16 protein-coding genes are annotated in these 15,624 nt (G+C 58.5%); all 16 read left to right on the top strand.

Translation table 11 applies throughout. From position 1 onward, the window contains the following. The coding region (locus AX760_RS15280) for a flagellin (RefSeq protein WP_071833791.1) at positions 1-764 on the top strand (764 nt) is incomplete at its 5' end. A 271-nt stretch (positions 765-1,035) separates the two neighbouring features. Continuing rightward, positions 1,036-2,013 carry a flagellin N-terminal helical domain-containing protein gene (locus tag AX760_RS15275; protein ID WP_071833790.1) on the top strand — a complete coding sequence of 326 codons (978 nt, stop codon included), beginning with the start codon at positions 1,036-1,038 and terminating at the stop codon, positions 2,011-2,013. Positions 2,014-2,355: 342 nt separating this feature from the next. Beyond that, complete coding sequence (locus AX760_RS15270) at positions 2,356-3,330, top strand: flagellin N-terminal helical domain-containing protein (RefSeq protein WP_071833789.1); 975 nt, start codon at positions 2,356-2,358, stop codon at positions 3,328-3,330. A gap of 585 nt (positions 3,331-3,915) precedes the next feature. Continuing rightward, on the top strand, positions 3,916-4,566 hold the full coding sequence (locus AX760_RS15265) for a hypothetical protein (protein ID WP_071833788.1): 651 nt from the start codon (positions 3,916-3,918) through the stop codon (positions 4,564-4,566). Next, positions 4,563-5,753, top strand: coding sequence for a MotB family protein (locus AX760_RS15260; RefSeq protein WP_071833787.1), 1,191 nt, complete (start codon positions 4,563-4,565; stop codon positions 5,751-5,753). The genes AX760_RS15265 and AX760_RS15260 overlap by 4 nt, the downstream gene beginning before the upstream one ends. Before the next feature lie 5 nt (positions 5,754-5,758). Beyond that, on the top strand, positions 5,759-7,039 hold the full coding sequence (gene motC, locus AX760_RS15255) for a chemotaxis protein MotC (protein WP_071833786.1): 1,281 nt from the start codon (positions 5,759-5,761) through the stop codon (positions 7,037-7,039). Further along, the gene (locus AX760_RS15250) at positions 7,036-8,733 is read left to right on the top strand and encodes a flagellar hook-length control protein FliK (protein ID WP_083531201.1); all 1,698 of its coding nucleotides are present in this window, start codon (positions 7,036-7,038) and stop codon (positions 8,731-8,733) included. The genes motC and AX760_RS15250 overlap by 4 nt, the downstream gene beginning before the upstream one ends. Next, entirely contained in the window at positions 8,681-9,235 is a 555-nt protein-coding gene (locus AX760_RS15245; RefSeq protein WP_071833785.1) for a transglycosylase SLT domain-containing protein, read from the top strand. Before AX760_RS15250 ends, AX760_RS15245 begins: the two co-directional genes overlap by 53 nt. Positions 9,236-9,515: 280 nt before the next feature. Then, entirely contained in the window at positions 9,516-10,187 is a 672-nt protein-coding gene (gene rem, locus AX760_RS15240) for a transcriptional activator Rem (protein ID WP_071833784.1), read from the top strand. Positions 10,188-10,310: 123 nt separating this feature from the next. Next, entirely contained in the window at positions 10,311-11,519 is a 1,209-nt protein-coding gene (locus AX760_RS15235; RefSeq protein WP_071833783.1) for a flagellar hook protein FlgE, read from the top strand. 24 nt (positions 11,520-11,543) lie between these two features. Next, positions 11,544-12,962 carry a flagellar hook-associated protein FlgK gene (gene flgK, locus AX760_RS15230; RefSeq protein ID WP_071833782.1) on the top strand — a complete coding sequence of 473 codons (1,419 nt, stop codon included), beginning with the start codon at positions 11,544-11,546 and terminating at the stop codon, positions 12,960-12,962. Between the two features lie 2 nt (positions 12,963-12,964). Beyond that, complete coding sequence (locus AX760_RS15225) at positions 12,965-14,011, top strand: flagellar hook-associated family protein (RefSeq protein WP_071833781.1); 1,047 nt, start codon at positions 12,965-12,967, stop codon at positions 14,009-14,011. A 37-nt stretch (positions 14,012-14,048) separates the two neighbouring features. Beyond that, a complete protein-coding gene (gene flaF / locus AX760_RS15220) occupies positions 14,049-14,396 on the top strand; it encodes a flagellar biosynthesis regulator FlaF (protein WP_071833780.1) in 348 nt (115 codons plus the stop codon). Continuing rightward, entirely contained in the window at positions 14,393-14,842 is a 450-nt protein-coding gene (flbT, locus tag AX760_RS15215; protein WP_071833779.1) for a flagellar biosynthesis repressor FlbT, read from the top strand. Before flaF ends, flbT begins: the two co-directional genes overlap by 4 nt. Next, on the top strand, positions 14,833-15,246 hold the full coding sequence (gene flgD / locus AX760_RS15210) for a flagellar hook assembly protein FlgD (protein WP_071833778.1): 414 nt from the start codon (positions 14,833-14,835) through the stop codon (positions 15,244-15,246). The genes flbT and flgD overlap by 10 nt, the downstream gene beginning before the upstream one ends. Before the next feature lie 7 nt (positions 15,247-15,253). Beyond that, positions 15,254-15,520 (top strand): flagellar biosynthesis protein FliQ, encoded by a 267-nt coding sequence (gene fliQ, locus AX760_RS15205; RefSeq protein WP_071833777.1) that lies wholly within the window; start codon positions 15,254-15,256, stop codon positions 15,518-15,520. Positions 15,521-15,624 lie beyond the last annotated feature (104 nt).

Below are 15,624 nucleotides of genomic sequence, written 5' to 3'. Positions count from 1 at the left end.
GCGCTGCCAAGACCGACACAGCCTATACCGGTCTGAACGCCGCCATCGACGTGGTTTCCGAAATCAAGGCCAAGCTGGTTGCTGCGCGCGAACCGGGCGTCGACAAGACCAAGATCGACAAGGAACTTACCGAACTGAAGAACCAGCTGGTGTCGACGGCCCAGTCTGCTTCGTTCTCTGGCGAGAACTGGCTCTACAACGATTCGACGACGGCGCTCGGCACCAAGGAAATGGTTGGCTCGTTCACCCGTTCCGCTTCCGGCTCGGTTGCTGTCGGCATCCTCGAATTCGATGCTGCCACCTCGGTTCTCATCGACACTGTCGATGCCGACAACGGCCAGCTGACCAAGGCTATCGAAGTCGAGCAGGGCGCCAATGTCGGCACCGGCACGGCCAACGGTACCTACTACCTGGTGCTGGCTTCGGGCGGTACCGCGCCGACCGGCGCAGAGTCTGTCTCGCTCACCTCCTCGACCAGCTCAGAAGACATCGATGGCATGATCAGCGCGGTTGACGCCATGCTGACGTCTTTGACGGACTCCGCTGCAACGCTCGGCGCCACCAACAAGCGCATCTCGATGCAGGATGACTTCATGGCCGACCTGATGGACGTTATCGACAAGGGTGTCGGTCGTCTCGTCGACGCTGACATGAACGAGGAATCGACCCGCCTCAAGGCTCTGCAGACACAGCAGCAGCTCGGCATCCAGTCGCTCTCGATCGCCAACTCCAACTCCGAAAACATCCTCTCGCTCTTCCGTTAAGCGAAAACGGCGCGGTTCGGTTATCCCCCAAGCCGAACCGCGCAAGACAGAAAAGCCGCATCTCGAAAGAGGTGCGGCTTTTTCTTTTTCGCGAACTTGAAAATCATCACGACATTCAGATTTCCTTAACCATGTTGGTGTTTTCTAGGACCATCGAAACGGCAGGTTAACCAAGAAGATTAACGTGTTAGCAGGCATGACGCTGACTGCCGTTTCCCGGTGAGTACCGGAATGTCCCTTCCATCAAATCTGTCAAAGGGGCAGTCATAACATGACAAGCATTCTCACAAACTCCGCTGCAATGGCAGCACTCTCCACCCTGCGTTCGATTGCATCGGGCATGGAAACCACGCAGGGTCGCGTCTCGTCCGGCCTGCGCGTCGAGACCGCCTCGGACAACGCCGCCTACTGGTCGATCGCAACCACCATGCGTTCGGACAACAAGGCGCTGTCGACGGTTCAGGATGCCCTCGGCCTCGGCGCTGCCAAGACCGACACGGCCTATACCGGTCTCGACAACGCCATTGACGTCATCTCCGAAATCAAGGCCAAGCTGGTTGCTGCGCGCGAACCGGGCGTCGACAAGACCAAGATCAACAAGGAAATCTCCGAGCTTAAGAACCAGCTGGTTTCCACGGCCCAGTCGGCTTCGTTCTCTGGCGAGAACTGGCTCTATCGTGACGCCGGATCCACCGCTCCGCTCGGCACCAAGGAAATGGTTGGCTCGTTCACCCGTTCCGCCTCCGGCGCGGTTTCCGTCGGCATCCTTGAATTCGATGCTGCGAGCTCGGTCCTCATCGACACCGTCGATTCCGCCAATGGTCAGCTGACCAAGGCTATCGAGATCGAGCAGGGCGCCAATGTCGGCACCGGCACGGCCAACGGCACCTACTACCTGGTGCTGGCTTCGGGCGGTACGGCGCCGACCGGCGCAGTTGCTGTCGAACTGACATCCTCGACCTCCGACGAAAACGTCGAAGGCATGATCAGCGCGGTTGATGCCATGCTGACGGCGCTGACGGACTCCGCTGCAACGCTCGGCGCCACCAACAAGCGCATCTCGATGCAGGATGACTTCATGGCCGACCTGATGGACGTTATCGACAAGGGTGTCGGTCGTCTCGTCGATGCCGACATGAACGAGGAATCGACCCGCCTCAAGGCTCTGCAGACACAGCAGCAGCTCGGCATCCAGTCGCTCTCGATCGCCAACTCCAACTCCGAAAACATCCTCTCGCTCTTCCGTTAAGCGGAATGAACGGGTCGCGCCCGCGGGCGTGACTGTTGGACACTGTCAACCACCCGGAAGCCGCATCCTGCGAAGGATGCGGCTTTTTCGTGTTTCGCTTCAGGTCTGCGAAAGCCAGCGCCGTTAAGGTTTTTGTCAGAAAGGTTGATTTTCGTTCACATTGATTACCAACCTGCTAATCCCATTAACCTTTTGTTAACTACAACCTCGTTAAATGTTCGTTAAGAGCGATGGGCTGCCCCTCAGGGTAAACAGGGGGCAGTTCGCATGATGCTGGTCCCGTCGCTACCGGTCTTCCGAACTCCGGCATGTTCCAACAATTTCGAACCGGGGCACTGACCAATGACCAGCATTATGACCAATGGCGCCGCTATGGCCGCCTTGCAGACCTTGCGATCCATCAACTACAACATGGAAGAGGTGCAGAGCCGCATCTCCTCCGGCTACCGCGTCGAGACCGCGGCCGACAACGCCGCCTACTGGTCGATCGCGACGACCATGCGGTCCGACAACGCCGCCCTTTCCACCGTTCAGGACGCGCTGGGGCTCGGCGCGGCAAAGGTGGACACATCCTATGCCGGCATGAGCAATGCCATTGACGTGATTTCCGAAATCAAGGCCAAGCTCGTCGCCGCACGTGAACCCGGCGTTGACAAGACGAAAATCAACAAGGAAATCGCCGAACTGAAGAACCAGCTGGTTTCCTCGGCTGAATCCGCATCCTTCTCCGGCGAGAACTGGCTTTACAATTCCAGCACGACGCCAGCTGCGACGAAATCGATCGTGGCTTCGTTCAACCGCTCGACCGACGGCAGTGTCTCGGTTTCAACGCTCGATTACGACACAGCCGTATCGATCCTGATTGACACCGAGGACGCATCGCTGGGCCAGCTGACCAAGGGTGTCGAAGTCGCACAGCCGAACGGCGCCACCGCCCCCACGACGGCAAACGCCACCTACTACCTGATCAACGCCGGCTCGACGACGACTGCTGCCGGCACCGAAATCGTGCTCTACTCGACGACTACGGACGACATCCTCGACGGCATGATCAGTGCTGCTGACGCGATGCTGACGGCTCTGACGGACTCGGCTGCAACACTTGGCGCCATCCAGAGCCGCATCGACATGCAGGAGAATTTCGTCGCCAACCTGATGGACGTGATCGACAAGGGCGTCGGCCGCCTTGTTGATGCCGACATGAACGAGGAATCGACACGCCTCAAGGCGCTGCAGACACAGCAGCAGCTCGGCATCCAGGCGCTCTCGATCGCCAACACCAATTCCGAAAACATTCTCCGCCTGTTCCAGCAGTAATCGCCTGGAAACGGTATCGAAGGATCCGGTTCATCGCCGTGACCTTCGATGCAAGACGGAATTCCCGACGGTGGGGCCTGTGCCGGTATTTTGGCTTGCCCACGCCTCCCGTCAGCATCTGCCCCTCTGTTTCGCCCCTGTTTCAGGCGCAATCGCTGGAAATCGCGGCAAACGGAGGCAGAAAAGGGAAAACGGCTTTCCGCCACGCCGCCGGTCATCGGTCTGGTGGAAACGGTTGGACCGCGCTTATTGCCCTGGCGCGGTCCAACACCTTCATTTTCGCACAAGTTTGACCGGCTAGTCTTCCCTTGCAGCTTTCAATCATGGCTGCCGATGCAACATGATCATTGCATCGTCGCTTGTATCGACGGCAGCCGCTGTCGCCGGTCTGTTTGGCCAGCGTCGTCGATACAGATCAAAAATGGCGGGACCCGGGCTGCTGTATTTCAAGCCTCCCGGTCCTGAAGGGGACTTTACAGTGCAACGCTCTCATGAATTCAGGGCCAGAAGCCAAATGTCTTTCGCCATGGGCGCGGCAGCCGCATTGCGCATGCCCGTCTCGCGCTTCTGCGCGGAGGTCATACGATGAGTGCCTCCCTGTCGCGATACCTGAAGGACTTCAGCGCGCCCAAGGCGCCTTTGCCGCTGATGCCGCCAAAATATTTCCCCGATATCGACAGTGATTTTCCCGAGCGGGGCGGCTTCTCGATGGCACCGACGCCAAGCGTCGATGTCGAGGCCGAGCGACGCGAAGCTTTCGAGCAGGGACGAGAAGAGGCGGAAGCCGAATTGCAGTTCGAGCACAAGAACGAGATCGCCGAATTGAAGGCGCTGCATGCGGCCGAAATCGAAGCCATGCGCGTGCGGTGCGACAATGAAATCGCTGCGATGATCTTCGACCGGTTCTCCGACATGTCGCAGCAACTGGCCATGGTTCTCGGCGACCAGACGGCCCGCGTGCTTGCGCCTGTCATGGAAGAAGTGTTGCAGCGCAAATCGATCGAAGACATGGCCCGGATGATCGCGCTGACGCTGACGGCGGGCGATGCCTGCACGATCACGGTGCGCGGGCCGCTGCCGTTGTTTGAGGCACTGAAGCGCCATCTTAATGACGATGCCCTGGTATTCCGTCACCATGAAGCCGTTGATATCGACCTCTCGGTCGAGTTCGGCGATGCCATTCTGGTGACGCGGATGGCCGCCTGGGCCGATACGGTTCGGAAGGTGCTGGCATGAGCGAAGCCGAAAGCCAACACCACGGCAAACCCGAAATCATCATCATCAAGCGCCACGCGGCCCATCATGACGCCCATCACGGCGGGGCCTGGAAGATCGCCTATGCCGACTTTATGACGGCCATGATGGCGTTCTTCCTCGTCATGTGGCTGATCAGCGTCGCCAATGAAGAGACCAAGGCCGCTGTCGCCTCCTATTTCAATCCGGTCCAGCTGGCGGACGAGAAGCCCTCCGAAAAGGGGCTGAAGGAGCCGGCCAAGGACGCGCAGGGCGAACAGACGCAGCAGAAGTCGAAGACCGATGGCGATCGCGCCAAAACCGGCGGTTCGGCCAAAACCGGCGACGCCCTGACAGCCACATCCGGCGAGGAAACGCAGTATTCAGATGCGGACTTCTTCGAGAATCCCTATTCTGTGCTGTCTGAAATCGCCAAGGATGTCGGTCAACAGGCCAATATCAGCGTCAAGGGTGAGGGCGGTGCCGCCCAGTCCGGTCCGGCCACCGGGGCGGATGGTGGCGAGGCCTATCGCGATCCTTTTGATCCGGATTTCTGGACAAAACAGGTCGAGGTCACCGGCGCAGAGCCGCCGGAGGTTGCCGCGGCCGAAACGGATGCCGCAAAGGATATCGCGTCTGCCGAAGCCAAGGACGGAATGACCGACGCCGAAAAGCAGGCTGCCGAAGCGGCCGCTGCAAAGGTCGAGGCGGAGAAAACCGATGCCGAAAAGCAGGCGGACGCCCTGAAGGCGCAGATCGAAAAAGAGATCGGTGGAACCGCCGGCAAGCTCGCCGAAGGTCTACTGGTGACGCCGACCGAAGGCGGTCTGCTGGTTACGATCAGCGAGCAGGCCGATACGCCGATGTTCGGGGTCGGTTCTGCTGTGCCCCAACGCGACCTCGTCGTTGCCATGGAGAAAATCGGAAAGCTGCTCGCAGCACGCCAGGGGGCCGTTGCCATTCGCGGACATACGGACGGTCGTCCGTTCAAGGACGGCAGTTCCGACAACTGGCGTCTGTCTGCGGAACGCGCCCAGAGCGCCTATTTCATGCTCGTGCGCGGTGGTCTCAAGGAAGATCGTGTCAGTCAGATCAGCGGCTTTGCCGACAAACGTCTGCAGGTCCCGACAGACCCTTACGCCGCAGCCAACCGCCGCATCGAAATTCTCCTGCAGAACGATCAGGGCTGAGCCGGATGATCAAGGCGCTCCGTTTCCTTTTACTTTGCGCATCTGCGCTCGGAGCGCCGATGGCGCAGGCGGAGGATTTCGACGATCTTCCGCCCTACAAGATCCTGCGATCGCTGCAGTTCATCCAGGATTCCGTTGTGCTTGGTGACCATTCGGCTATCGAGATGCAGCGCTACATGCTCGGGGCGATCGACAAGCGCCTGCGCACGGCGGGCATTGCCCAGTTCGAAGATCCCCGCAATATCGATGCTGCACTGATCTATGCGATGAGCGGCGGCAATCCTGAGACCCTCGATTTTCTGACCAGCCGCGATATCGAAGGCAATTTCGACAGCCGCATCACCGACGCCCTGCGGCAATATCTGAATGGCAAGGGCGCGCTGATCGTCGCCAATCTGGTCAAGACCATACCCGAATACCGCAACACGCGGATCGGCCCCTATCTCTATCTGATCCTCGGCAATGCCGCGTCGCTGCAGGACCCGAAAGCGGCGATGGGATATTATGACTGGGCGCGCTTGATGGCACCCGGCACGATTATCGAAGAGGCGGCATTGCGGCGTTCGATCTCGCTTTCGATGCGCGGCGGCATGCCCGAAAAGGGCTTTTCCTATTCGCTTTCCTACGCACGCCGTTTCATGACGTCGCCCTATGTCGGCCAGTTTGCCGATATTTTCGTTGAACTGGCGGTGGCCAATTTCAACGCGGAGACCGAAGGCAAGATAACCGAAATCCTCGAATTCATGGATCGGCCGCGCCAGCGGGAGGTCTATCTGCGGATTGCCCGCAGGGCGGCAATTGCCGGCCTTCAGCCGCTCGCACGACTGGCTGCTCAGCGGGCCGAAGCGCTCTCTGATGTTGCTGACAGCAACAAGGCGCTGGCAAGCCTTTATGCCGGCCTGGTCGACGTACCCTCCGCCGATATCCTGGCCGCTGTCTCGCAGATGTCGTCCATTCCCGAGCAGGATCTTTCACCGCGAGACCGGGCGCTGCTGCAGGCTGCAAGAGCAGTGGCGCAGGAGGTGCTGAAGGCACCTGATCCCGACAGCCTGACGCAAGCGACTGTTTCTAATGTCACGACCGAAGCGAGCGATGGACCATCGGGAAGCGGCGAAAGCCCGTTTGCCGATCCGGCTGTTCAAGGGGGTGAACAACCGGTCGAGGGAGGCGAGCAGCAGGTGACAGCGCCGGAAAGCAAGAGCGATCCGGAGCATGATAACTTCCTGGCCAGCAGCCGCTCGAAGATCGACGAGATCGATATGCTCCTGAAGGGAGAAGTGAAATGAGTTTGGTGGATGACAGCCTCATGGGTCCTATCCCCACGCGGTCAACGAAAACGGCAGCACATTCATCTTTCGGTGCAGGCGGTAAGAGCGCGGCTTTCGAGAACGCGATCACCGATGCGGGGAAGAAGAAGGCGGCTGCGGCGGCGCTGAGCGTCAAGGATGTCCAGATCGAGATCACGAAGACCGACACTGGCAAGACCGACATTGGCAAGACGGATATTGGCAAGTCTGATGCTGTGAAGATCGGCATGGAAAAGGGCGCAAGCGATGGCGATATGGCGCTTGCGGGTTCTTCAAGGGATGAAAACGCGCTTTCAAACGCCGGGCGGACCATTTCCGGCAAGGCCAGGGATGCCGCAAACACCCTTGCACACCAGAGCTCTGACCTGAAAGACAAAGCTGCCCGGACATTGCAGCAAGAAAAAGCCTCCACCTTTGCGCTTCTGAACCGCCTTGCGTCCGCCAAGGAAACGGCGGCCATTGCTGCGCATCCTCAAGCCGAAGGGGCTGCCGGGAATGCCGATGCTGCCCGGGCCACCGCGGCAGATGATGATGCCAAGTTGGCAAGCAAGCTCCAAGATCTTCCATCTCTGGGGAAAATTGCCGAGCTGGTGAAGGACGGCAAGCTCGTGAAGGCCACCGATGATGGCCAAAAGGCTGAGCGATCGGATGCCGGATGGGCGAGCGACACCGGCGAGGGAGATGCGACTGGCCTGGACGTGGACGCCACGGAAAACGGCGGTCTCAGCCAGTTGTTGGCCATGCTCGGATCGCCGAAGCAGATGTCTGCGGCTGCGTCGGCGGAAACGCCGACCACACCGACGGAACTGATTTCAGAATTCCAGGCTCTGGCAGACCGGGCCGGCAAGGCGCGGAATGACAACCGCCAGACCGACACAGCCGGCACGGCGCGTAAGGCGGCCACCGATGCCGACAGCAATGCTGTGGCCAACGCCACTGCAGCCGGCACGGACCAGACCTTCCGCTTTGCGCGCGCCGACGGCAAAGGCCAGTCTGTCTCGATGAGCATCAATACGGATGGCGACAAGCCATCGGCCAAGATCGACGCAGCCGGCTCAAAAGCGGAAGCGGCATCCAGTGCCAAGGCTGAGACGGTGACGGTCCTCGAGGCCCGTCGCTACCTCGGCATTGCCGCCAATACCAATTCGCAGGCCGTCGCCGCTGCCGTGACCGGCAGCACGGAATGGGCACGCGCCATGCAGCCCAGTTCCGGACTGTCCAGCGCGGAAGCCTCATCGGCCGCCGGCAAGGTCGTGAATACGCTGAAGATCCAGATGAACCCAATCGATCTTGGCATGGTGACGGCGACCCTGCGCCTGAAGGACGACGAACTGCATGTCGATCTGAAGGTCGAAAGCGGTGAGGCCTTCCGGCAGCTCAGCGACGACCAGAATGCCATGGTCAAGGCATTGAGGGCTCAGGGCTTTGCCGTGGACCAGATCAACATCACGTTCAACGCGCCTACCGATGCGTCCTCCGGCAACGCCGGTTCACAGCAGCCCCAGGCGGGCCAGCAGGGCAGGGATGCCTCCGGTGAGGGCACAGCCCAAGGCCGAGGCCGAAATGACAACAGCGGTCAGCAGCAGTCTGGCGAAAGGTATACGGGCAATGACGGTACGGATGAAGCCTCTGCTGTTTCTGAGCGTGGCCGCGCTGATCATACCTATATGTGAGGTCCAGGCGAGTACCGGTGTCTGCGAGAGCGAGATCATTGCCGCAGCAGCGAAATACCAGGTTCCGGCCGGCATTCTCTACTCCGTGGGCTTGACGGAAACGGGCCGTAAAGGCTCCTTGCAACCCTTTGCCATGAACATCGAAGGCAAATCCTATTTCGCCAACAGCGCCGCCGAGGTTCTCGACCGGTTCGCCACAGCGCGATCAGAGGGCGCCAAGCTCATCGATCTCGGCTGCATGCAGATCAATTATCACTTCCACGGCGAGAATTTTGCCTCACCGGCGGAGATGCTGAACCCGCGAAAGAACGTCGAATATGCGGCGAAATTTCTGCAAAATCTCCATGCCAGGCATGAAACCTGGACCATGGCCGTGGCACGTTATCACGCCGGACCCAACAATGATCCGGCCCAGAAGCGATATGTGTGCCGGGTGATCGCCAATCTGGTCGCAACGGGCTATGGCAAGTGGACGCCGAACGCCTCCACATTCTGCCAATAATACAATCTTAAATTGAAGCGCGCGCGTGGTTTAATGCCCTGCAGCATTGTGTCGACTCTGCGGCGAAAAATGGTATCAAAAGCACTTACTTGTGAACCGTTAACTTTTCCACATTATTTTTAGTGGGATAAGCGCCGGTAGCCACTAGATATAGATCAAATCGCGCTCAATTTGTTAAGCAACTATTAATTCCTGCCACTGACTTTCAATAGTTGTTCAAGATTCCCCCGATTCGTACCTCTAATCCATCGAGGCACCATACTGATTCGGAGGCGGACGAATGATCGTAGTGGTTGATGAGCGTGAGCTTGTAAAAGACGGATATACATCCCTGTTTGGACGGGAGGGCGTGCCCTCTACTGGATTTGACCCACGCGAATTTGGCGAGTGGGTTTCGACGGCTGCCGATAGTGATATCGATGCAGTCGAGGTCTTCCTGATCGGTCAGGGCAATACGGCGATGAGCCTGCCCCGCGCCATTCGGGATCGCACCATGGCACCGGTCATCGCGATCAGCGATTCACCATCGCTGGAAACGACATTGGCCTTCTTCGACTGCGGCGTCGATGATGTGGTTCGCAAACCTGTGCATCCGCGCGAGATTCTCGCCCGTGCAGCGGCCATTCGCCGCCGTTTGAAGACCCTCACCAACTTCATCGATATCGGCCCGATCCGGGTCTTTTCCGATGGTCGTGACCCGGAAGTGCATGGCGAAGCCTTTGCCCTGCCGCGCCGCGAGCGCCGCATTCTCGAGTATTTGGTCTCCAACCGCGGTCGCCGCGTTTCCAAGACCCAGATCTTCAACGCGATCTACGGGATCTTCGACGAGGACGTCGAGGAGAATGTCGTGGAAAGCCACATCAGCAAGCTGCGCAAGAAGCTGCGCAAGCGGCTCGGCTTCGACCCGATCGATTCCAAGCGCTTCCTCGGCTACTGCATCGACTGGAGCTGATCGACAAACGGTTCTCGGTCGGAGTGCGGCGGCGGCCCGATCGACAGCCGAAAGAAGGCAAGTACAGGTTCACGCAAGGCCCGACTTCTAGGCTTGCGATAACGAAGAAAACGAGGATCGATCATGAGTCTTTACGGAATGATGAGAACCGGTGGTTCTGGCATGAATGCCCAGGCAAACCGTTTGGGCGCAGTGGCTGAAAACATCGCCAATGCCAACACCACCGGCTACAAGCGCGCATCGTCAGAATTCTCCTCGATGATCCTGCCTGCTTCCAACGGCTCTTACAATTCCGGCGGCGTCGAAACCAAGATCCGCTACAATATATCGGGTGAAGGCGCCAAGATCTACACGACCTCGGCCTCCGATCTTGCGCTTGATGGCGGCGGTTTCTTCATCGTTGAAGGCGCCAACGGCCAGGAATTCCTGACCCGCGCCGGCGCATTCACCCAGGACGGTGATGGCAATCTCGTCAACTCGGCCGGCTACAGCCTGCTCGGCTACGAATATGGCGATGGCGCCGACCCGACGGTCGTCGTCAACGGCTTTGACGGCCTGACCAAGGTCAACCTTGCATCCGCCGGTCTGGTCGCAAAGGGCTCGACAGAGGGCACGATGGGCGCCAATCTGGATTCAGGCGCTGCGATCGGCGACATCTCGACGACCTCGTTGATTGTCTATGACAGCCAGGGCAATACCCGCATTCTTGACTTCAACTACGAAAAGACCTTGGCCAATGAATGGACCGTCGAAATCGTCGACCGGACGTCGTCGGCGTCAGTTGGCACAATGACTTTGGAGTTTGACACGGATGGTGTCCTGACGACATCCCCGGCCACGCTCACCACCGCGACACAGGGTCCATTTCCTGTGACGGGTGCTACGCTTGGCGCGATCGACATCGATCTCTCGAAAACCACGCAGCTCGGTTACAAGTTCAATCCGGATGGTGGCACCATCGACGGCAATGCGCCGAGCAAGGTTGCCGGATTCCAGATCGACGACGATGGCATCGTCTACGTCAAGTACGAGAACAACAAGCTCGAGCCGCGCTACCGCATCGCTCTTGCCAACGTCCAGAGCCCGGATAATCTTATTCCGCAGTCTGGCAATGTCTATTCGCAGGGTACCGAATCCGGCGTCATCGTCACCGGTTTTGCCGGCTCCGGCGATTTCGGCAACATTATCTCTGGTGCTCTTGAAAGCTCGAACGTCGATATCGCCGAGGAACTCACGGCGATGATCGAATCCCAGCGTAGCTATACGGCCAACTCGAAAGTCTTCCAGACAGGCGCCGACCTGCTGGACGTCCTCGTGAACCTGAAGCGTTAATCATTAAAGGGACGGGACTGCGTCATGTCGCTCTCCGCCGCAATTAATACAGCCCAGCAGATTTTCAGCAATACGGGGCAGCAGACCGCCATCGTATCGAAGAATATCGCGAATTCGAGCAATCCGGACTACGTGCGCCGCCTTGCCATGATGGGCGTCGATGCGGAGGGCGGCTACTACATCAAGATCCAGCGGGCTCAGAACGAAGCTCTTTTCAAGCAGAACATCACCAGCATTTCCGGCGCGACTGCCCAGACCCGTCTTCTGGACGGGTTGACGCAGATGCAGGCGGTCTTCGGGGGGAATGACTACGGCACTTCGCCGTCGACTTACCTGGCGACATTTCGTTCGAGCCTGCAGACCTACGCGGCCTCGCCTGGAAACATCACCATCGCTTCGTCGACGATCGCCGACGCCAAGGATCTTGCCTACTCGATCAGCACCAGCGCAACCGCCGTTCAGAATATCCGTGCGGATGCGGACAAGGAAATTCTCGAACAGGTTGGAATGCTCAATGGCTATCTGACGCAGTTCGAGACGATCAACAATGAAATCGTCGGCAATCTGGCAACCGGCAAGGATGCCAGCGACGCGCTTGACCAGCGCGACCGGCTGCTGAAGCAGATCGCGGAGATCGTCGGGATTTCGACGGTCACACGCTCCAACATGGACACGGTCATCTATTCTGCAGATGGCACGGTGCTGTTCGAGACGCTCGCCCGGAAAGTGACATTCACGCCAAGCGCGACCTTCGATGCGACCGTGACGGGCAACCCGATCTATGTCGATGGCGTCGCCCTCAAGGCTGGCACCGGTGGCAACACCACCAGCGAAGGCTCCCTTGCAAGCCTGGTTCAGTTGCGCGACGACGTCGCACCGAAAATGCAGTCGCAACTGGACGAAGTGGCGCGCATGCTCGTCACGATGTTCAAGGAAAATGGCTTGCCCGGCCTGTTTACCTGGTCCGGTGGCACAATTCCGACGGCAGGAACGATCGAGCCCGGTATTGCTGCAAGCCTCCAGGTCAACCCGCTGGCGGAAGCCGATCCGAGGATCCTTCGTGATGGCGGTTTCAACGGGCTCGTGTCGAATACGGACGGAAGTGCGGGCTACACCGCCCTACTCGACAGCTATATCGTCGCCATGGACACGACCCAAAGCTTCGACACTGACGCGGATCTCGGCGGCAGCGCCTCGATCATGACCTATGCCTCGTCGTCAATCGGTTGGCTGGAACAGTTGCGCAAATCCGCATCGACGTCGAACGACAACAAGACGGCGATGCTGGCGCAGACGCAGCAGGCATTGAGCAATCAAACGGGCGTCAGTCTTGACGAGGAACTGGCGCTGATGCTGGACCTCGAACAATCCTACAAGGCTTCGGCGAAGCTGCTCAGCACCGTTGACGAGATGCTGACGACACTCCTGAATACGGTGAGATAATCATGAAGACGTCTTTCGTTTCAAATCTGGCAGTCCAGAACGCCATGCGGGTTACCGTCCAGCAGGGGCAGCTTGAGGTCATCAAGCTGCAGCAGGAGGTCACGACAGGCAGGTATGCGGATTCAGGCCTCGCCCTCGGCGCAAGCTCCTCGCGGGCGGTGAACCTGAAGAACGAACTCGATCGGCTCGAAAGCCTGAAGGACACCAACGCGATCGTCACGCAGCGGCTTTCCGCATCGCAGATGTCGCTGGAGACCATGCGCAAGGCGGCCGAGCAGATCAACACGACGCTGATCGCCACGCTCGGCAATGACGATGCGACGCGGCTTTCGATCGCCAATACCGACATAAACGGTGCGATGAGTTCCTTCGTTGCCTCGGCAAACGTCCAGTTCAACGGCGAATTCCTGATGTCGGGCGTCAACACCGACGTCAAGCCGCTGGCCGATTACGAGGCGGGTTCGCCGGCCAAGATATCGTTCGATAACGCGCTTTCGACGTTCATGCTGGGCAACGGCATCGCCACGATGAACGACTTCACGCCGGCCCAGATGACCGATTTCATTGAAAATACCCTGGAGCCGATGTACACTGGCGCCCAGTGGGATACCGACTGGTCGAACGCTTCTGATCAGAATGTCATGAGTCGCATCAGCGCCAACGAGGTCGTGGCAAGCACCACGAACACAAACACCAACGGCGTGCGGAAGTTTGCGCTCGCCGCCGTGATCGCAACCGAGCTGCTCGGTGCCGGTGTATCGACTTCCGTTCGCGACAAAATCAATTCGGCTGCGCAGAATTACGTGCAGCAGAGCATCACCGGCCTGATCGAGACGAGCAGTTCGCTCGGCATCTCGGAATCGCGCGTCACCAAGGCGAACACATCGCTCGAAGCGCAGATGAAGCTCGTGAAGACACACATCAACGATATCGAGGGTATCGACGTCTACGAAGCCTCGACCCGGATGAATACGCTGCTGACCCAGATCGAAACCTCGTACACGCTGACCTCACGGCTTCAGCAGTTGAGTTTGATCAATTTCCTCTGATGCAATGAGGATCAGGACAAACATGAAGGATGTCTGAATGTATCAGTTTTCATATGCCGAGATCATGGAGGACGGTGTTGCCGACTCCAAGGATCGCGAGCGGCAAGTCCTCGATCGGTCCATCGCGCTCCTTGCGGCTGCGAAGCAGCAGAAGGGTTATTCGCGCGAAGCTATCGAGGCGATCTATTATACCCGGCGCGTCTGGATCCGGTTCATCGAGGATTTGCGCGCGCCGGACAATCAGCTCAATGACGAATTGCGCGCCAATCTAATCTCCATCGCCATCTGGATACTGAACGAGACGGAGAAGATCCGTAAACGGGACTCGTCCAATTTCCAGGGCATCATTGACATCACAACCATCATCAGGGATGGACTCAAATGAAGAGCACACTGCGTATTTCGCTGAAATCTGGCGAGCGGATCTTTGTCAATGGCGCGGTGCTTCGCGTTGACCGAAAGGTCGCCGTCGAGTTCCTGAATGATGTGACATTCCTCTTGGAAAACCACGTCCTTCAGCCGGAGGATGCCAACACTCCGCTGAAGCAACTTTACTTCATCGCTCAGATGATCCTCATCAATCCGGAAGGTGCCGAGCAATCGACCATCATGTTCCGCAAGTCGGTGGTGATGCTGCTGACCTGCTTCAAGAATGACGAGGTTGTGTCGGAGCTGAAGCGGATCGACGGCATGGTCACCCAGGGACGGGCCTTCGACGCCCTCAAAGCTATCCGCGGCCTTTACGTGATCGAGGATCGTATCCTCAACGATCAGGAAATTGCCCCGGCCACCATCGAACAGATTCGCAAGGAGATTGCACCATGGCGGTAAGCGGCGTTTCATCGACGAATAATTATATGCCGACCGCGACCGGGGCCGAATCGTCGGCGGACCAGACCAAGGCGAGCCTGAACTATGACAGCTTTCTGAAGCTCCTCGTCGCTCAGATGAAGAACCAGGATCCGACGGAGCCGATGGATTCGACGCAGCAGATCGCCCAGCTTGCAACGTTCTCGCAGGTCGAGCAGACCATCAAGACGAACACCAATCTGGAAAGCCTGTTGCAGCGCAATTCGCTCGGCGAGGCAAATGCTGCGATCGGCAAGACCGTGACCAGCGCCGATGGCAAGACGACTGGCGTCGTCAAGGAAGTGACGCTATATTCCGATGGAATCGTCGCAACGCTCGATACCGGAAAGACACTTGTCATCGGACCCGGCGTCAAGATCAAGTGAGAATGACATGAACGAGGCGGACGCACTCGATATGGTGCAGACGGCGATCTGGACGGTCATCGTCGCATCCGGTCCTGCCGTCCTCGCCGCCATGGTCGTCGGTGTGGTCGTCGCCTTTATCCAGGCGCTGACCCAGATTCAGGAAATGACCCTGACATTCGTGCCGAAAATCCTTGCCGTTCTCGTGACGGTGGCGATTTCGGCACCTTTCGTCGGCTCGCAGATTTCGATTTTCACGAATATCGTTTTCTCGCGCATTCAAAGCGGCTTCTGAGCCGCAGGTCCGCAAATCCTTCCTTCTTTTTCAGTCCTGCCATTTTCGCGCAAGTTTGGTGCGTTAGTCCTGTCGGTAGTTTGGGCAGCAGGTATGAATGCTGC

The sequence above is a fragment of the Pararhizobium antarcticum genome (genome assembly GCF_001885585.1).
In the GTDB taxonomy this organism is placed as follows: Bacteria; Pseudomonadota; Alphaproteobacteria; order Rhizobiales; family Rhizobiaceae; genus Pararhizobium; species Pararhizobium antarcticum.
Note: the sequence above shows the minus strand (reverse complement) of the source record. Positions and strands in the feature narration are given on the sequence as shown.